Source organism: Acinetobacter sp. ANC_7504, from assembly GCF_056779995.1.
The window spans coordinates 117,952-136,501 of sequence record NZ_JBWYIZ010000002.1; the positions used below are offsets into that span (position 1 = coordinate 117,952).

Genomic DNA, 18,550 nt, shown 5'->3' on the forward strand with positions numbered 1-18,550 from the left:
ATCAATAAAATGGTGGAAAATTTCTTATCTTAAAATTTGTATTGATCTTTTAAATAGAGAAAACCCGCATTAAATCATCCTGATCATGCGGGTCTCAATTCAACGTCCAATGTCTTCATCCTTGGAAAATAAACCGAAATTTATTTTCTTTTCATCCTACGGCTTCCAATCCCTATTGTCATCCTGACATGTCCCTGTGCCGTGCGACAATAATGCACTGAATTAGTCGGAATAAAAATACGTTAACACGACAAGATTTGTGAGCAATTAGCGTGCATTTAGTAAACAGTTGTTCACTCAGTTTGCACGGCACTAAATTTTATAATCGATAATGACAGGGGCATGATCACTAAACCACGTTTCTTTATATACCCATGCATTCACAGTACGATCTTTCCAATCTGGTGAGCAAGCTTGATAGTCAATCCGCCAACCCACGTTCTTGGCACGGGCTTGTCCTCGGTTTGACCACCATGAATAAAGTTCTGCTTCTTTACGCACTTCACGGAAGGTATCGACATAGCCTAAATCATCATAAATATGATCGAGCCATGCACGTTCATGTGGTAAACAACCTGAAGCTTTTTGATTGCCTGACCAGTTCTTAATATCAATGCGTTTATGTACGATATTGTAGTCACCGCAAACAATCACAGATTTACCTTCATCACGCCATTGTTTCAAGATCTGCTTGTATTCATTTAGAAAGTGATCTTTACGGGCTTGTGCTTCTTCACCAGAAGAACCTGATGGTAAATAGAGTGAGCAAATATGAGCTGTTTTCTCTAAGCCTAGATCAAATTCTGCTGAGATAAAACGACCTTGTGAATCAGCCAATTCAAAACCCAGACCATCGGTAACTGAGATAAACGGCAAACGACTATAGATTGCGGTACCAGCATAGCCAGGACGCTCAGCTGGGAATAGGTGTGTATACCAACCTTCTGGCTTAAATTTATCTGTCCATTGTTCGTGTGTAATACGGGATTCTTGCATGCAAATGACATCGGCATCTGAAGTTGCCATCCAGTCAAAAATTCCTTTTTTTTCTGCAGAACGAAGACCATTTACGTTGATTGATACGACACGTAAAATTTTTTGATCACTAGGATAGCTACTCTTTGGTATCATGCTCGAGTTTAACCTCAATTTAATAAATGGAGCACCTCATGACAGCGCAAGCGGCATTTAATCCACAAGCTTTTATCGAACTGGCATTATCACGTGGTGTGCTTAAATTTGGTGAGTTTACTTTAAAATCAGGTCGTGTGAGTCCTTATTTTTTCAACGCCGGTTTGTTAAATGACGGTGAAGCCTTAACTGGCTTGGCTTCTGGCTATGCAGCAAAGTTAACTGAATGCGAACACGTTGAAGTGATATTTGGCCCTGCATATAAAGGGATTCCATTTGTAGCTGCAACGGCTGTAGCATTGTCACAAAACCACGGTGTAAGTGTACCTTGGGGCTTCAACCGTAAAGAAGCTAAAGATCACGGTGAGGGTGGTGTGCTTGTGGGTGCTTCGGTAGAAGGTAAAAAAGTGTGGATCATTGATGATGTGATCACTGCGGGTACAGCCATTCGTGAAGTTGTGACCATTTTAAAAAATGCAGGCGCGCAAATTGCCGGTGTATTGGTAGCACTTGACCGTCAAGAAAAAGGTCAGGGTGAATTGTCTGCGATTCAAGAAGTTCAAAAAGAGCTTGAAATTCCTGTGCATGCGCTTATCACAATGAAAGATTTAATGGATTACTTAGATGCTAAAGGCGACAAAGATGCTTTAGCGAAAATGGAAGCGTACCGTGTGAAGTACGGAATCTAAGTCTTATAAAGTTCTACTTAATATTAATGTGAAACATTGCTTAATAAATAAGCGTGGAACGTGAAGAATCTATAAAAAAGCCCAGATCTATAGGTCTGGGTTTTTATATCGATATAAGTTGTTGATTTGTATTTAATAAAAAAAATTTCGTATAAGGTGTATTATGTTAATTTTAGAAATATTACATAAAGCGGGTGATTACAGTGTGTGATTGCTTCTCTTTTAGAAGAATCAAACATAACCAATAAAATAGGCCAACGGATAATGTAAAAATAAAAAAAGATATATCAGTATAGATCATCCACCATTCTTGAGGCATTCCTTCCATATAGTGCGGTGGAGAAATTTCTTCTTTAAAACACCATCTCAGAAAAAGGCAATATGGTGTAGAAATAATTAAGGAGCTAATACAGATGGTTAATAAGTTGAGGAAACGATAATGATTTAAAAGAATAGAGAAAATGAAACTAAAAGGTACGGTCAAAATGCAATAAGCTAAATAAACAAGACAATAACCTAAAAAACCAAGAAAAATAGCAAAAAAGAAATCTGCATTTAAGCTGAGTTTTCCTTCATGATGCATGAATTTAAAGAAGAAATGAAATAAGAATACTGGTAATGGAGCAAGTAAGAGGGCCTTTTTGATTTTTGCTTTTGAGTATTTCATTAATTTAATGTTCTTATTCATTGGATAAGTATATTACTACTATTCGGATTCTTAGAAAGAGCCATAAATAACCCATTTAACATAATAGAGCTTATGCGAAATGCAATCATAATAATTATTCAAAATCAATAACTTAAAAATATTTACCGACCCCGAAAAACAGCAAAAAGCCGACTTTGAAACATGTCGGTTTCTTTTTGAGCAATTTTGATACTTCTTGCCAATAAAATTGTTCAAAAAGTGATCAGAAACCGCAATTCCCTATAAGATATATGCCTTTTAAGATCAAATTCATCCCCAATTTCTGCGGACAACTTTTGGGATAAGTTTTAATCAATTTTGTACGCCTTGGCTCACATTCATTCAGGTATTTTGCGTCTATACCAATCCCCCTCAATTTTCTATGATGAACACATAGAGAGCAGGATGCTCCAGATAACAATAAGAAATCGTAGCAATGGAATATGTAGGTACGACAGGAGTTATACCAACGCATCAAATACGTAAAAAAGCCCAACAGGATGTTGGGCTTTTTTATTTTATAAGAAATTTTGTGCTAAATATAAAAATATAGTTCCAATTGAGAATGTTTTACATATGTGCAATAGACATAAAATTCAAGAAATACTTAGACATGTTTGGTTGCCTAAGTTAAAAATTCCAAATGTAGAGTTAATATATATAACTGATTTAATTTGTGAAATTATAGAAAAATTTGGAGATGTAAGCGATATTAGTATTTTATTAAATGATGAATCCATAAAAAAATACAATGGAATAGCTTCACCAGAAAAGTGTGAGCAGGTAGCTAAGTTGATTATCAGTTGGAATGGTGGTTCACCTATTAAAACTGATTATGCATTAATGAAATTTCGAAGTGGGATGTATTACACTTTTTTATCATATAAGAATAGTGAAAAAGAATTTAAGTTTACGTTTAATATGACTGTAAATTATGAAGTTATTGTAAATCTAGATGAATTACCCTTAGAAGGGAACGAGAAGCAACAATTGTTAGAGGTAATGCAAAAAATTTATAAAAATGAGTTGATAATCGATAATGAGGAAAACTCCGAATACATTCAGAATAATCTGGCTTATTGGTAATTTATTTTTAACTTCGCATAAGAGATTTTATGTTAAATAAATCAAACATAAAAAAATTATTAGATTTTTTATGTTTGATAAAGTATTTCTGAATTAATAGTTAGTTTTTAGAATAATGAAATTTTTTCCTGCAAGTGCTTATCAAGATGAATTGAAAATTCTTTTTAATGAATATGAAAAGAAAATTATAAGATTACTTCCAAATGCTAGAGTTGAGCATATAGGATCTTCAGCAATACCTAATGCATATTCTAAGGGTGATCTCGATATTTTAGTTTGTATCCCTGAAAAAGAGTTTAAAAAATCTATAAATTTATTAAAAAAATTAAATTTTAGAGAGAAAAGCAATACGTTAAGAACAAATGATCTTTGCATGCTAGAAGCTATTAACTCTGAGAAAGATATAGCATTTCAAGTTATTACTGAAGATTCTTTGTACTTAAATTTTCTAACTTTTAGAGATATCTTAATTTCTTCACCACATTTAGTAGATCAATATAATCAGTTAAAAATCGACTGTATTGGATTTGAAGAAGATGATTATAGAAAGGTAAAAGCTTCTTTCATTAAAGAGATATTATATAAAAATATTTCTTAAAATATTTATATTTTCTTAATTTAAATCAAAATGTTACGTTTTGCATTAAGGTCAAAATATGATCCTTATCTACTATTTTTGATTTCGCATAACGACCATTATGTTAAATGAGGCGGATTTATTTAATCCGCTTACCATTTTTATCGATGATTATTTCACCATCTTCTTTAGTAAAAGCACCTATTTGAGGTGCAGATAAAATATCTAAAACGAGTTCAGATGGTCTACAAAGTTTTACACCGATCTCAGTTACTACGAATGGACGATTAATCAAAATTGGATACTCAAGCATAAAATTAATGAGCTGTTCATCTGTCCAGTGTGGCTGATCCAATTTATGAGTTTCAAAAGGTTCTACATTTTTACGAATAGCTTCATGTACAGAAAGACCTGATTTTTCAATTAAATTAATCAGTTCTCTCTTGCTCGGAGGGGTAAGAAGGTATTCAATAATTTCAGGTTCTTCTCCTGTATTTCGAATGAGAGCTAGTGTATTTCTTGATGTTCCGCAAGCTGGGTTGTGATAGATCTTAACTTTCGATGACATTGGATTAACTCAGAACTTAATAATATTGCATTTATATATGGATATGCGTATATTCGCAATAGCATATATTGGAGTGTAGATGATGGATCAAGCAGATTTCTTTAAATGCCTATCTGACCCGACACGTTTGGATATTTTAAAAATTATTTTAGAAAGACAGAATGTATGTGTTTGTGAAATCACAGAGATCTTACAACTGAGCCAACCCAAAATTTCTCGTCACTTGGCTTTACTCCGTAACCTCTCAATTTTGCTAGATGAGCGTAAGGGACAATGGGTGTATTACCGATTAAATCCTGATTTACCAGAATGGGTAAATGAAGTGCTCAATGTCTTAAATGATGAAGTACTGAATAAACCTGCAAGCAACTTATCTATCTCTATGCAATGCGAGTAATTCAATGTCCGGATCAAAGCTCTCATTCTTAGATCGAAATCTAACGCTATGGATTTTCATTGCCATGGCATTAGGAGTAGGTATTGGTGTATTTTTTCCTCAAGCATCTGCGGTACTCGATCAATTAAGCATTAATTCAGTGAATATCCCTATCGCAATAGGGCTTATTTTGATGATGTATCCACCACTTGCCAAAGTAGACTATGCGACTTTGCCTAAAGTCTTTGAGGACAAGCGAACCCTTACATTATCTCTCGTTCAAAACTGGCTAATAGCACCTTGCTTAATGTTTGGTTTGGCAATCATTTTTTTACATGCCTATCCTGAATACATGACTGGCCTAATTCTCATAGGCTTAGCCCGATGTATTGCGATGGTCCTCGTCTGGAACGATCTGGCATGTGGGGATAATCAATATGTCGCTGCCTTAGTCGCGTTTAACAGTATCTTCCAGATCTTATTCTTTAGTACTTATGCTTGGTTATTCTTAACCTTCTTACCACCATTCTTTGGGGTAGAAGCACAAATCATTAATGTGAGCTTTTGGACAATTACCCATGCTGTTCTTATTTATCTAGGTATTCCGTTCTTACTTGGGTTTTTAACCCGACTGATTTTGGTTAAAAAGAATGGTTTGGCTTGGTATCAGGATAAATTTATCCCAAAGATTAGCCCAATCAGCCTTATTGCCCTTTTATTCACGATTGTAGCCATGTTCAGTCTTAAAGGTGGTGAAGTGATTAGCCTTCCTCTAGACGTGCTTAGAATCGCTATTCCTTTGACAATTTACTTTGTTGCGATGTTCTTCATCAGCTTCTTTATGAGTAAGTGGATGGGTAACGATTATCCTAAAACAACTGCTATTTCCTTTACTGCGGCAGGCAACAATTTTGAATTAGCACTGGCTGTAGCGATTGCCACTTTTGGATTAGCTTCACCTGTGGCTTTCACAACCGTGATTGGTCCGCTTGTTGAAGTTCCTGTATTGATTGCCTTAGTGACAGTTTCGCTATGGCTGAGAAAAAAAGTGTTTAAAGAGGCATGAGTCGAATGAACCGACCAAATATTGATCCTAGTCTTTTAGAAAAACCGACTTTAGAAAAAGTTCAGGCAAAGAACCTTAAACATCCACCAAGAATACTGCTTTTGTATGGCTCAAATCGTGATAGATCATATAGCCGTTTAGCTGTTCAGGAAGCTGGTCGAATCCTTGAATATTTTGGTGCGGAAGTGAAAATCTTCCATCCAAAAGGGCTACCCCTCCCTGAAGATGGTGATATGCAACATCCAAAGGTTAAGGAACTCCATGAACTCTTAGCATGGTCAGAAGGCATGGTGTGGTGCTCTCCTGAGCGTCATGGCTCAATGAGTTCGATATTGAAAGCTCAAATTGATTGGATTCCATTAGCAGCGGGTGCAATCCGTGCAACGCAAGGTAAAACCTTAGCTGTAATGCAAGTTTGTGGAGGTTCGCAATCCTTTAATGCTGTAAATCAATTACGTATTTTAGGGCGTTGGATGCGTATGATCACGATACCAAATCAGTCCTCAGTCCCTAAAGCATTTCTAGAGTTTGAAGAGGATGGTCGTATGAAGCCTTCTTCTTATTACATGAGGATTGTCGATGTGATGGAAGAACTTTATAAATTTACGCTTTTAACCAGGGGACAGTCCTCATATCTCACTGACCGTTACTCTGAACGTGTAGAAAGTGCAGAAGAGCTTTCAAAGCGTGTGAATCAAAAGAGTATTTAGATTTCCTAAAATTAACATAATACACCTTATGCGAAATTCTTGTCTGCATCACACAAATTACATTTTTACGTTATGCCCAACTTTTCATTCAGTTCTTGTTACCTCATCACTCAAGGACGATTTTGCCACGGTGGGGCATATGCAAATGTATAACCTGATCGCAGGCAAGAATCATCTACTCAATGATTTTTATCTTCTGAATAAAAGACGATCATGGCGGGTTGCATCATTAGAAACCTCGGGAATAAATACATTCATAAATTGTAGTTTAAGTAAGTTAAAGAGACTCATAAAAGAGCGCTGTGCTGAATATCCCATACCCAGCGATGGTCATGAGGATCGCGCCACACAAGGCTAAGATTTTTGAATAAATACGTTGTTGAGAAATAGCGTTAAACCCTAAATAGACTAAAGATAGTACGACAAAATCCAAAATGATCCATGTGATGATTAACAGCGTCAAACTTAAATCTATATTTGGCGTAATTTGAATAAACTGCGGAAAAAAAGCAGTGAAGAAAATAATATCTTTAGGATTGGAAATACCAACTAAAAAACCTTTGGAAAAACCACTATCGATCGGCTTGATCTTTGAAGAGGCAGTTTGATTGTGCTGAAAAGTTTCTCTAAGAATTTCAAAACCTAAATAGCCAATGTAAAGACATCCTAGGACTTTGATGACATTGAAAATATGCTCATTAAAATGCAGAACACCCTTAAGTGCAAGAATTGAAAGGGTAATTAAACATAGTGAGGCAACATTAGTACCTAAAATAGTCTGTAATGCTTTTCGATAACCACCTTTTGCACCTGCACTGGCCACCAAAATCATAACAGGGCCTGGAGTGGCAATCATAATAATGACAGTGAAAATATATAAAAAATACTCAAGATAATTCATGAAAATACTACTTTTTAAATTTTATTTATATAAATATTATAACCTCTTTAGATTTCATTCATCTCATTTATTTAAAATATCTCATAGAGCGAAATAAATAATAAAAAAGGAAGTCTAAGCTTCCTTTTTTAATAATATCATTGAATATTAATAACCTACGCTAAAGCGCTCTTGAATATGGTTATTATTTTCAAGCTCATCACTGAGCGCTACTGCGAAATCTTCTGCAGAGATTTTACTGCCTTCTTCACCAACGATAAGTTCATCTTTACCAGAGCGATATTCACCAGTTCGCTTACCAGGACCGAATTCCGCTGCAGGAGCAATAAAGGTCCAGTCAATGTCGTCCACTTGTTTTAACTTATCAAAGAACTGAATGCCTGCTTCCGCCTCGGCTTTATATGCATCAGGGAAGTCTTCTGTATCGATTACACGCACATTTTGATTTGGTACAGTTAAACCGCCAGCGCCACCAACAACAATATAACGTTTAACTTTTGATTCACGAATAGCATTAAGAAGTGAATTGATATCAAGACCTTGGAAACGTACTGCACTAATTACAGCATCTTGACCTTTCAGCTCATTTACAAGTGCTTCTTGATCATTTAAATCTAAATCTACAGTTAACACACGCTCTGTATCTGAAACTTTGCTTGTATTACGCGCAATCGCTTTGACGTAGTGTCCACGTGAAACAAGCTCTTCAAGAATACGAGAACCTGCCATGCCTGTTGCACCAATTAAAACTATTTTCATAATGCCCTCATTAAATTTATAACTATGATTATTGGAGTGCTAAATATTTAGTCATCACGATTAAAAAAATGAAATCATGAATGATTAAAATGTAATATTAATTTAGCTTAAAATAAAAAAGATTAATGTATTAAATCTATGTTGATTTATAGTTAAAATAGGAGTGAGAAGTTATTTAATTATTTTAAATGTAAATTTTATGTAATTATAAGCTTGAAAAATATTCATATAAAACCAGTCTAACTTTTATTTATTGTTGAAGTTGGTTTAAAGAAAATCGCCATATATCATTTTTATATCCATAGCTTTCATCTTTCGAGCTTGGTGGATGCTGTAAGATAAAATTATGTAGTTGCTTTTTTTGATCATTATTCAGAACTTCAACAATAGCTGGTTGGTCGACAATTTGATTATTTAAATTCGCAATAATGTCTTCAATCATCTTCGGATTTTTATGCGCAAGTTGTTCTAAAGTTGTGTTATTTCCCTGACCATTTAGCAGATATTGAGAAAGAAATTGTGCTTCGTTTGGTGAGATAGAATTTTGTTGAAGAAGTTCTTGTACAAGATTGTGCTGAGTTTGGACAGATGCGGTATGCGGTAGGCTAGAAATAAGAACTTGTTTAACCTTTGGATCTAAATTTGGATCCTGAAAACGTTGCTCTAAAGCGTGACTAATTTTCTGTCGAATCAAATCATTTTCAGGTAGGGATTTTTTGAGTTCATGTTCTCGATCAGTCAGCAACATCGCATTATTCAGTGCGCCTATCGCTAAGCTTTGAATTTTAGGATTTTGATGTGTGAGAAATGGCAAAATTTGTTCAGTTGCTTCTAAAGGATTGAGAGAAGTAAGTTGAGTCAGGATTTCTTCTATTGCATTTTCATCATGCTGGTTTTGTTCAAGGAGCTGAATTAAATCATGTATTTTTTCTTCTCGATTCGCAGCAGATTGATCCAGTTGAAGTAACTTTTTTGCCCATACGGGTAGGTTGCTAGTGTTGAGTTCCATATCTGCACTATTTTCAGACAAGCTAGTCGCACGATCTTCATTGCTTTTTAGCGTTGAAGTATTATTGTTTTGATTTGATATACTTTGAGTCGTATCTGCTGTCGATTTCAAATACACCCATAAAATTACTGCACAGATCACGAAGATCAAAATAACCAAAAAAATATTTTTCTTATTCATAATATTAAGCTGTCGTTGCCTTCAACATCAGAGATGTGAAGGCAATATAATGGGAATGATTTATTTACACTCGTGTAATTGTGAGTAAGCTACTGTTGAAAGTTCCACGCGGTGTGCTTCCTCCTAGATTACCATTACCTGTCTGAGTGTAGAGCCATTTCGTAAAGCTGTCACATCGGAACGTTCCCTTTTGCCATGTATATTTGCTACAAGCACCGTTGGAGTTATATTGTGAACAGACTTGCACAGCTGGGTTCGGTGTTGCTGAATACAGCGTGTAAGCGACATGAGGTCGTTGCTGATTTGAAATCGCAGTGATTTGATTAGCAGCAGATGAGTAAGGAGATTTATATCCAAAACTTGTTTTGGCCTTTGCTCCCCAATATTTTGTAGTTTTAAATCCACTTAAGCTGACATATTCAATCACATCTACATATGCCGTTTTGTTCATGACTTGAACAATATTGTTTGAACTTACATATACACCTGTATGCCCTAATGCACCAACAATTGGAACGTTGAGGTCTCGACCGAGTACATCACCGACTCGTGTAGGATTGCCTGCTGCTAAAGTAACTGAACTGATAGTGAGTAAACATAGTGTAGAAATTATTTTAATCATGGACTTGTACCTATTGTTGGAATATTAAGTCCTGTTAGTTTTATTCAACGATGTTAACGTTTGATGTAATTCGTATTTGAAGTTGTAACAATAATTTTGTAATTTTTCTTAATAATTTAATTTGAAATAGTAATATTATTTTGTGAGTAAACCTTAATAAAAACGTAATAATTTTAGCGTAACTATGATATTTATTTAGTTATTCTTAAGGATTAATTGTGCTTGATCAATTAGACGCTAATACTGGCGTATAGCAATTTGACTGCTATAAAACATCAAGAAATTGATTTGAAGAATACCTTCAAAGCAAAAGGGTATCTACATTATAAATCTATAGAGGTGGATCATTTTTCTAAACTATTACTAGCTAAAGAGTTTGAAAAACTTGAAAAAGATCCTTTTGCACCTACACATACTCAAAGGTTTAGAAGATACGGAAATGCCTTAATTTTACCTTGGGAAAAAGATCTTAAGCCTATTTGGTTGCCGACAGTGCGTGATAATATAGGGCAGGAGTTATCTGGATATGATCAGGGAGGGAACAATCCCGAGCATCAGTCGATTCGTTATTTTAACGCGTTGAGCCAAGAAGCTAAATCTACGCAATATCTTAATGATTTGATTGTAGATGATTATCAACTTACTTTTGGTTTGGAAAATGCCTATCTGCCAATTTACGTGGGTGTCCATTTTGTCAAACTACGTTCAACTCATGCCGATCAGCTAGGAATTAGTTCGCCTAATTGTTTTCATCAGGATGGTGAGCCATTCACATTTGCTCATTTGTTTTATAGGAGCAATAACATTGAAGGAGGTGAAAACTTTATTGCATCACCTCAGGAAAGAAATAAGCGTTTAGATGAGGTAAATAATTATAATATTTATCAAAAATTTACGTTGAGACAAGCTTCTGAAAGTTTTGCTGTACACGATCCAGCAGTTTCACATTATGTATCACCTATTAGAAAAATAGGTCAAGGCACAAATGCTGAGGCTGGTGAGCGCTGGATGATTTTGATTGATTTCTCTCTTACAAAGCAAAAAATATGATTCAAAATTTAATAATTTCGCTTTTACCTATTCTCATTTCTCTTATATTGGGTTGGGGCATAGGTAAAGCTGCAAACGTTCAAGTTCGCAATATATTGGTTGGTCAAATTACGTTTTTGGTGTGGTTGCTCCTCATCTCTATAGGCTTTCAATTTGGCAGTGTCTTGTTTGATAAAGATCTTGGTTCAAAAATATTAATTGAAGCTTTTATTTATTCTACAGTGTTAAGTGTGATTACCTTTGGACTTTTATTTAATCGTAGCCACTTTAAGGCTGAGCACCAAAAATCATTCAAGGATATGCTCAAACCTATTACCGAATGCTTGATTGCGATTGGAATGGTGTTGATCGGGATGGGGCTATATTGGCTATTACCCAAGACTTTATCAGGGGAAATGTTAAGCGCGATACTATTGTATGTGTTGATTTTTTTAATCGGAGTGGATTTGTCTACGATTAAAATTCAAGCCCTCACTATGAATCATATTAAAGTGCCATTTTTTTCAATCATTGCACTATTTATTGCGGCTTATTTGACGAGTCATATCATGACTCAATCTTTTGTCGAACTCGTTGTGATGGGGAGTGGATTTGGTTGGTTCTCTCTTTCTGGTCCTTTAGTTGCTAAAGTTTTAGGACCTGAGCAGGGAACTTTTGCTTTGATCACAGATCTTGTACGAGAGTTTTATGCGATTGCATTGTTGTATTTATTAGGTCAGCGTTATCCAAAGCCAATCATTGGTGTATGTGGTGCCACGGCGATGGACTCGACTTTACCCTTTGTAAAAAACAATTGTTCACCATTAGATGTACAAATTGCAATTCTCAGTGGATTTTTCCTGACGCTCATTGCGCCGTTTTTTATTATTTTTTTTAGTAGTTTGATATGAATCCAAATTCTAGTGCTCAGCAGAAATAGGAAAGAGCTTCTCTGAATTTATACAATTGATCCTTTGATAGATCAGTAGATCGTTCACTAAACTTCGTTATAATCGCTTCATTGATAAAATAGAGAACAGATCATGCGCGTACTTGTGGTGATGGATCCCATCGAAAATGTAAACCTTAAAAAAGATTCGACCATGGCAATGCTTTGGGCTGCTGCACGTCGCGGTCATGAGTTAGGGTATGCACTTCAGGAAGATTTATATATCGATCAAGGCAAAGCTTTTGGTTTGATCTCACCACTTAAAGTGTTTGAGGATTATAATCATTACTATGAACTTGGTGAAAAACAGAAAGAATCTTTAGCCGCATACGATGTTGTACTCATGCGTAAAGATCCACCTTTTGATATGAACTTTGTTTATACAACTTATATTCTGGAACAAGCGGAACGTGAAGGTTCCTGGATTATCAATAAACCTCAAAGTTTGCGAGACTGTAACGAAAAGCTGTTCGCTACACAATTTCCAGAACTGCAGGTTCCGACTTTGGTAACTTCACAGCAAAGTTTAATCCGAGAGTTTATTGCTGAACATCAAGATGTGATTGTAAAACCGCTAGATGGGATGGGCGGTATGGGGATTTTCCGTTTAACTGCTTCAGGGGCAAATATCGGTTCAACTTTGGAAATGTTGACTCAAATGGGGCAGCAACCGATTATGGCGCAACGTTATATTCCTGAAATTGTGGATGGAGATAAGCGTATTCTGATGGTCAATGGTGAGCCAATTCCATATTGTTTAGCGCGTATCCCACAAAATGGTGAAACGCGAGGTAACCTTGCTGCTGGTGGGCGTGGTGAAGCACGTCCGTTGACTGAAAATGATAAGGTGATTGCTGCTAAAGTTGGAGCATTCTTGCGTGAGAAGGGGCTGGTATTTGTTGGTCTTGATGTCATTGGAAACTATGTAACAGAAATTAATGTGACTAGTCCAACGTGTATACGTGAAATAGACGCACAATTTGGTACTTCTATCGCAGATACATTATTTGATGTTTTGGAAGCTGGACGTTAGTTGATCTGCAAAAAAGAGCCTAAATAGGCTCTTTTTTTTGCGTATATATTTTAAATAAATAATAGCTGGTCAATAGTCCTAGGGTGGAAAGACTTACGGTAACCCATGCGGCATTGGACCACTGGTGAGAAGACGAAACGAGAGCTGCTGTTGCTGGGGGAACAAGGAACTGCGCACATGCAGAAATTTGCAGCACTAAGCCCATACTGGATGCTGCTGCATTGACCTGTGGTGCGTATCTAAGCGTATTGGCAAAGACGGTCGTCGGAATAATGCCACCGATAAAAGAAAACAAAATAGCGCACAAATATTGCAACTCAAAAATCAACCAATAGGGTTGTGAAAATACAACCCAGCTACATAAAATTAGACTTAAAAAACTAAATTGAAGTAATTTAAAAGGAGATATGCCTTTTTGAAGTAATACGCCTGCGCCAAAGGTTCCACCTAAGTTAGATAATACAACCATTGACACCAAAATTCCTGCAAGCTTTAAATCCATATTGAATGAGACATAAAGACTGGGTAAAAAACCTGTGAGTGTGATCCATTGACTGGTATAGCAAGCAAAGATAACGGCTAGACAGAGAATGGGTGGATGGGTCACGGTGACTTTAACAATAGATAAAAAAGAGTTGGAGGTTGATGTGCTCAGTGCCTTTGTCGTTACAGTGGTTTGCTTATCGTCATAACGTAAAAAATGGTAAATCATCAAGGCAACCAGCCAACAAAAGGCACCAAATAATGCCCAAATGTGTTGCCAACTGAGCCATTCGAGTAATACAGGGATGGTCAAAATAGCAAGACTAACCCCAACTCCCATATAAGAACTCCATAACCCCATTTTAAAATTCATGGTTTCAGGCGTGCTTAGGCGTTTTAAAATTGCGGGAGCGCAAAGACTAATGGTGAGAAATCCAATGCCTTCCATAAATCGAAAAAAATAAAGGCTAATACTATGATCAATCCATAAGCCTGCAAAACTACTCATCCCCAATAGAATGAGTGCAAAAATAAGACATTTTTTGAGTCCTATTTTCTCAGATACAGCACCAATACACAGGGCAAATAGCATTCCAGCACCTTGAACCAGTGATAAGGATAGGCCTGCTTGGGTGAAACTTAGATTTAAATCTTTTTGAAGAATTGGAATAACAGCAGAAAGTTTACCGACATGAATTGCAGCAAGGTAGCCTGCCAAAATAATCCAAATGTCATAAGATGATATTTTTGACATTTGCGTTTAAAAATCCTTTTATTCGCGAGCTGAATCTCAATGAGATATAGCAATATCATAAATAGAACTATTGCCTCATACCATTTAGACATAAGTTTATATCCAATATGGTGGTAGTGCAGATACGAAGGAACAATAGAGCCAATACTGTGGTGGTTTTTAATGTGCACATTAATCATTATTTTGGTGCGTTATAAACTAGATCGAATGGTAAAATACATAAAAAAGGCACACCTCATAATAAATCTAGTTTAAACTCTGAAATCATATGAAAAAAACAATTAAAGGGTCCGTGAAAAAAAGTAAATAAACTTTCATGGATATACGATTGTGATTACAATTGATGCCTTATATAAAATTTTCTGTTAGCTCTTAGATTTGAAGAATTAGACCGTGACACAAGCTCAGCATAAACAACCTAAACATGTCATGATGATGGCTGCAGGTACAGGTGGACATGTATTTCCTGCCCTAGCAGTTGCTCAGGAATTACAACAGCAAGGTGTCGAAGTGTCATGGTTGGCAACGCCTTCAGGTATGGAAAACCGCTTGCTTAAAAATCACCACATTCCAATTTATCAAATTGATATTCAGGGTGTGCGTGGCAATGGAATCGTCCGTAAGCTGCAAGCCCCTTTTAAAATTTTAAAAGCAACGCTTAGCGCAATGCGCTATATGAAACGATTAAACGTAGATGCAGTCGCTGGTTTTGGCGGTTATGTTGCAGGTCCTGGTGGTTTGGCTGCGCGTATTCTTGGTATTCCTGTCATCATTCATGAGCAAAATGCAGTAGCGGGTTTCACCAATACCCAATTGGCTCGTGTTGCTAAAACGGTCTGTCAGGCATTCCCGAAAACATTTCCAGAAAATCATAAAATCGTGACTACAGGTAATCCCGTACGTAAGGAAATTTCTGCGATATTGAGTCCTGCTTGGCGATATCAAGAGCGAGAAAAAGCCAATCAACCTATTCGTATTTTAATTGTAGGCGGCTCCTTGGGCGCACAAGCATTGAATGAGCGCGTACCCGAAGCACTGAAACAATTAGATGTCCCTTTAAGTGTTTATCATCAGTGTGGTCAAAATCATGCTGATAGCACGCGGGCACGTTATGCCGATGCTCCTGATCATTTACAGGTAGAAGTTCAACCGTTTATTGAAAATATGGCGGAAGCCTATGCCAATGCCGATCTTGTAATCTGTCGTGCTGGTGCACTGACGGTCACTGAGATTGCTACTGCGGGTGTTGCAGCCGTATTTGTACCTTTGCCAAGTGCAGTAGATGACCACCAAACCGCGAATGCCAAATTCCTAGCAGATATTAATGCTGCAAAAATTTGTCCACAAGCGACACTCACTCCTGATTCATTAAAAGCAGTTTTATTGCCACTCATGAACCGTACATTGTTGACGGAAATGGCTGTTAAAGCACGTCAACAAGCTCAACCAGATGCAACTCAGCGTGTGGTTGGTTTAATTCAAGATTTGTAAGTTTTAGAGAAAATTATGTCTTCAACGAACCCAGCTGATAAAGCAAAAAACCTGATTAAAATTCCTGAAATGCGCCGTATCAAGCATATCCATTTTGTGGGTATTGGTGGTGCAGGAATGTGCGGGATTGCGGAAGTCTTAAAAAACCAAGGCTATAAAGTTTCAGGGTCGGATATTAAAGTCTCTAAAACCACTGCACAGCTTGAAGAAAATGGCATTAAAGTTCATATCGGACACGCTGCTGATAATATTAACGGTGCGAATGTATTGGTTGTATCGACTGCGATTGACCAAGAAAATCCAGAAATTAAAGCAGCGATTGAAACACGTATCCCTGTAGTTCGTCGTGCGGAAATGTTGGGCGAGTTGATGCGTTACCGTCATGGTATTGCGGTTGCAGGTACACATGGTAAAACCACTACGACAAGTTTGGTGACCTGTATGCTTGCTGAAGAAAACATGGATCCGACATACGTGATTGGTGGTTTGCTTAATCGCTCTGGAGTAAATGCTGCTTTAGGTGCGAGTCGTTATATTGTAGCTGAAGCAGATGAATCTGATGCTTCATTCCTATATTTAGAACCAATGGCCGCTATTGTCACCAACATTGATGCTGATCATATGGACACTTATGGTGGTAGCTTCGATGTTTTGAAAGATACTTTTGTTCAATTCTTGCAGAAGCTTCCATTCTACGGTTTAGCCGTAGTGTGTGGCGATGATCAAAATATTCGTGAAATCATGCCACGTATTGGTCGACCTGTTTTAACTTATGGTTTTAACGAAGATAACGATATTCGTGCTGTAGATGTGGTACAAGAAGGGATGCAATCACATTTTACTGTGCTTCGTAAAAACAAAGAGCCACTCGAGTTAACCATTAATATGCCTGGTTTGCATAACATCCTTAATGCGTTAGCTGCGATTGGTGTGGCAACTGATGAAGGTGTATCTGATGCTGCAATCGCTCGTGCTTTAGAAAGTTTTAGTGGTGTAGGGCGTCGTTTCCAAATTCAAGGTGAATTTGAGTTAGGTGATGGAACGGTCAAACTGGTTGATGATTATGGTCACCATCCAAAAGAAGTTGAAGCAACGATTAAAGCTGCGCGTGCAAGTCATCCTGATCGTAGACTTGTGATGATGTTCCAACCTCACCGTTTTAGCCGTACACGTGATTGTTTTGATGATTTCGTTGATGTCTTGTCACAAGTCGATCAATTACTGCTATTAGAAGTATATTCTGCAGGTGAAAAGCCGATTGTTGGTGCAGATAGTCGCTCATTGGCAAGAAGTATCCGATTGCGTGGTGATGTTGAACCAATCTTGATTGATCCAGTAGAAGGGAATTTGCCAAATGTGATACAAAAAGTGTTACAAGCAAATGACTTGTTATTGACTCAAGGTGCGGGTAACGTTGGAGCAATTTCAATTGAGCTTGCTCAGAACCAGCTCTATTTAAAATAATCGTCGTTTGATGATTTGGCTAAATTGAAAATTTTATAAGTTTAAGGAACTAAACGTGTCAAATGCTTCTAAATTCGGCAAAGTTGCTGTATTGCTTGGTGGTAAATCTGCAGAGCGTGAGGTGTCATTAGATAGTGGTAAGGCTGTACTTGAAGCATTGGTACGTTCAGGTGTGAATGCAGAGGGTTTTGACCCTCAAGAACGCAGTGTGACTGAACTGGTAAATTACGATCGTGCATTTATTGTGTTACATGGTCGTGGTGGAGAAGATGGTCAAATCCAAGGCGCATTAGAGTGGTTAAATATTCCATATACTGGAACTGGTGTGCAGGGGTCGGCTATCGGAATGGATAAAGTAAAGACCAAGCAAATTTGGCAAGGTTCTGAACTTCCTACAGCGCCATACCGTATTGTTTCTAAAGATACTGATGCACAAGCACTCGTTGCAGAGCTTGGATTACCACTGATTATCAAACCCGTGCACGAAGGCTCGAGTGTGGGCATGAGTAAGGTTGAGAAAGCAGAGGATTTAGCTGAAGCAATTAAAAAAGCGACTCAACATGATGCCGTGGTCATGGCTGAGAAGTGGATTACAGGTCGTGAATTTACGATTTCATTTTTAAACGGACAACCATTACCAGTCATCCGTTTACAACCTCCAGCTGATGTAGCCTTTTATGATTATGAAGCTAAATACCAACGTAATGATGTTGAATATGGTATCCCTTGTGGTTTGAGTGAAGCTGAAGAAAAAAGTTTACAAGCGCTTTGCTTACGAGCGTTTCAAGCTGTTGGGGCAAGTGGTTGGGGTAGAATTGATGCTATGCAGGACGAGCAAGGTCAATTTTGGCTGCTAGAAGTGAATACTGTTCCAGGCATGACCAGTCATTCATTGGTACCAAAAGCAGCTCAAGCAGTAGGTTATAGTTTTGAAGATTTGTGTTTGGCTATTTTAGAGCAAACCTTAGCGAAAGAATCACACTAA

At 37.1% G+C, this 18,550-nt stretch carries 20 protein-coding genes; 12 read left to right on the forward strand and 8 right to left on the reverse strand.

Annotated elements, in window-relative coordinates; all coding sequences use genetic code 11:
• Positions 1-312 precede the first annotated feature (312 nt).
• The gene (locus tag AC1M9F_RS04480) at positions 313-1,131 is read right to left on the reverse strand and encodes an exodeoxyribonuclease III (RefSeq protein ID WP_092766525.1); all 819 of its coding nucleotides are present in this window, start codon (positions 1,129-1,131) and stop codon (positions 313-315) included.
• 38 nt (positions 1,132-1,169) lie between these two features.
• Here AC1M9F_RS04480 and pyrE point away from each other — a divergent pair, with 38 nt between their 5' ends.
• Entirely contained in the window at positions 1,170-1,820 is a 651-nt protein-coding gene (gene pyrE, locus AC1M9F_RS04485; protein WP_481586886.1) for an orotate phosphoribosyltransferase, read from the forward strand.
• Between the two features lie 181 nt (positions 1,821-2,001).
• Here pyrE and AC1M9F_RS04490 read toward each other — a convergent pair whose 3' ends face one another.
• Positions 2,002-2,487, reverse strand: coding sequence for a hypothetical protein (locus AC1M9F_RS04490; RefSeq protein ID WP_481597171.1), 486 nt, complete (start codon positions 2,485-2,487; stop codon positions 2,002-2,004).
• 642 nt (positions 2,488-3,129) lie between these two features.
• Here AC1M9F_RS04490 and AC1M9F_RS04495 point away from each other — a divergent pair.
• Both AC1M9F_RS04495 and AC1M9F_RS04500 read left to right on the forward strand, forming a co-directional pair.
• Positions 3,130-3,594, forward strand: coding sequence for a hypothetical protein (locus AC1M9F_RS04495; protein WP_481597172.1), 465 nt, complete (start codon positions 3,130-3,132; stop codon positions 3,592-3,594).
• A gap of 115 nt (positions 3,595-3,709) precedes the next feature.
• A complete protein-coding gene (locus AC1M9F_RS04500; RefSeq protein ID WP_481597173.1) occupies positions 3,710-4,192 on the forward strand; it encodes a GrpB family protein in 483 nt (160 codons plus the stop codon).
• A 118-nt stretch (positions 4,193-4,310) separates the two neighbouring features.
• Here AC1M9F_RS04500 and arsC read toward each other — a convergent pair whose 3' ends face one another.
• The gene (gene arsC, locus AC1M9F_RS04505) at positions 4,311-4,739 is read right to left on the reverse strand and encodes an arsenate reductase (glutaredoxin) (protein WP_481597174.1); all 429 of its coding nucleotides are present in this window, start codon (positions 4,737-4,739) and stop codon (positions 4,311-4,313) included.
• 82 nt (positions 4,740-4,821) lie between these two features.
• Here arsC and AC1M9F_RS04510 point away from each other — a divergent pair, with 82 nt between their 5' ends.
• Genes AC1M9F_RS04510 through arsH form a run of 3 tightly spaced genes read left to right on the forward strand, consistent with a single transcriptional unit; the run spans position 4,822 to position 6,891 of the window.
• Positions 4,822-5,136, forward strand: coding sequence for an ArsR/SmtB family transcription factor (locus AC1M9F_RS04510; protein WP_481595790.1), 315 nt, complete (start codon positions 4,822-4,824; stop codon positions 5,134-5,136).
• A 4-nt stretch (positions 5,137-5,140) separates the two neighbouring features.
• Positions 5,141-6,181, forward strand: a complete 1,041-nt coding sequence (gene arsB / locus AC1M9F_RS04515; protein WP_481597175.1) for an ACR3 family arsenite efflux transporter — start codon at positions 5,141-5,143, stop codon at positions 6,179-6,181.
• Positions 6,182-6,186: 5 nt separating this feature from the next.
• Positions 6,187-6,891: an arsenical resistance protein ArsH gene (gene arsH / locus AC1M9F_RS04520; RefSeq protein ID WP_481597176.1), complete on the forward strand. Its 705-nt coding sequence runs from the start codon at positions 6,187-6,189 to the stop codon at positions 6,889-6,891.
• Between the two features lie 277 nt (positions 6,892-7,168).
• On the opposite strand, the gene AC1M9F_RS04525 is transcribed toward arsH, so the two are convergent.
• From AC1M9F_RS04525 to AC1M9F_RS04540, 4 genes are all read right to left on the reverse strand, one after another.
• Positions 7,169-7,792, reverse strand: coding sequence for a LysE family translocator (locus AC1M9F_RS04525; RefSeq protein WP_481595735.1), 624 nt, complete (start codon positions 7,790-7,792; stop codon positions 7,169-7,171).
• A gap of 147 nt (positions 7,793-7,939) precedes the next feature.
• Positions 7,940-8,551: an NAD(P)-dependent oxidoreductase gene (locus AC1M9F_RS04530; protein ID WP_092766521.1), complete on the reverse strand. Its 612-nt coding sequence runs from the start codon at positions 8,549-8,551 to the stop codon at positions 7,940-7,942.
• Between the two features lie 250 nt (positions 8,552-8,801).
• Positions 8,802-9,740 carry a hypothetical protein gene (locus tag AC1M9F_RS04535; protein ID WP_481597177.1) on the reverse strand — a complete coding sequence of 313 codons (939 nt, stop codon included), beginning with the start codon at positions 9,738-9,740 and terminating at the stop codon, positions 8,802-8,804.
• 64 nt (positions 9,741-9,804) lie between these two features.
• Positions 9,805-10,362, reverse strand: coding sequence for a hypothetical protein (locus AC1M9F_RS04540; RefSeq protein ID WP_481588798.1), 558 nt, complete (start codon positions 10,360-10,362; stop codon positions 9,805-9,807).
• Between the two features lie 258 nt (positions 10,363-10,620).
• On the opposite strand from AC1M9F_RS04540, the gene AC1M9F_RS04545 reads away from it, so the two are divergent.
• The 3 genes from AC1M9F_RS04545 to gshB all read left to right on the forward strand — a co-directional run bounded on the left by AC1M9F_RS04545 (position 10,621) and on the right by gshB (position 13,373).
• A complete protein-coding gene (locus AC1M9F_RS04545) occupies positions 10,621-11,412 on the forward strand; it encodes a 2OG-Fe dioxygenase family protein (protein ID WP_481597178.1) in 792 nt (263 codons plus the stop codon).
• Positions 11,409-12,302, forward strand: a complete 894-nt coding sequence (locus AC1M9F_RS04550; protein ID WP_035270265.1) for a LysO family transporter — start codon at positions 11,409-11,411, stop codon at positions 12,300-12,302. Before AC1M9F_RS04545 ends, AC1M9F_RS04550 begins: the two co-directional genes overlap by 4 nt.
• Before the next feature lie 132 nt (positions 12,303-12,434).
• The gene (gene gshB, locus AC1M9F_RS04555) at positions 12,435-13,373 is read left to right on the forward strand and encodes a glutathione synthase (protein WP_481597179.1); all 939 of its coding nucleotides are present in this window, start codon (positions 12,435-12,437) and stop codon (positions 13,371-13,373) included.
• Between the two features lie 19 nt (positions 13,374-13,392).
• On the opposite strand, the gene AC1M9F_RS04560 is transcribed toward gshB, so the two are convergent.
• Positions 13,393-14,610 carry an MFS transporter gene (locus tag AC1M9F_RS04560; protein ID WP_481586876.1) on the reverse strand — a complete coding sequence of 406 codons (1,218 nt, stop codon included), beginning with the start codon at positions 14,608-14,610 and terminating at the stop codon, positions 13,393-13,395.
• A gap of 393 nt (positions 14,611-15,003) precedes the next feature.
• Between AC1M9F_RS04560 and murG the strand changes: the two genes are divergently transcribed.
• The 3 genes from murG to AC1M9F_RS04575 are packed head-to-tail and all read left to right on the forward strand — an operon-like array spanning position 15,004 to position 18,550.
• A complete protein-coding gene (gene murG / locus AC1M9F_RS04565) occupies positions 15,004-16,101 on the forward strand; it encodes an undecaprenyldiphospho-muramoylpentapeptide beta-N-acetylglucosaminyltransferase (RefSeq protein WP_179999161.1) in 1,098 nt (365 codons plus the stop codon).
• A 15-nt stretch (positions 16,102-16,116) separates the two neighbouring features.
• The gene (murC, locus tag AC1M9F_RS04570) at positions 16,117-17,565 is read left to right on the forward strand and encodes a UDP-N-acetylmuramate--L-alanine ligase (RefSeq protein ID WP_481597180.1); all 1,449 of its coding nucleotides are present in this window, start codon (positions 16,117-16,119) and stop codon (positions 17,563-17,565) included.
• 55 nt (positions 17,566-17,620) lie between these two features.
• Positions 17,621-18,550, forward strand: coding sequence for a D-alanine--D-alanine ligase (locus AC1M9F_RS04575; protein WP_035265835.1), 930 nt, complete (start codon positions 17,621-17,623; stop codon positions 18,548-18,550).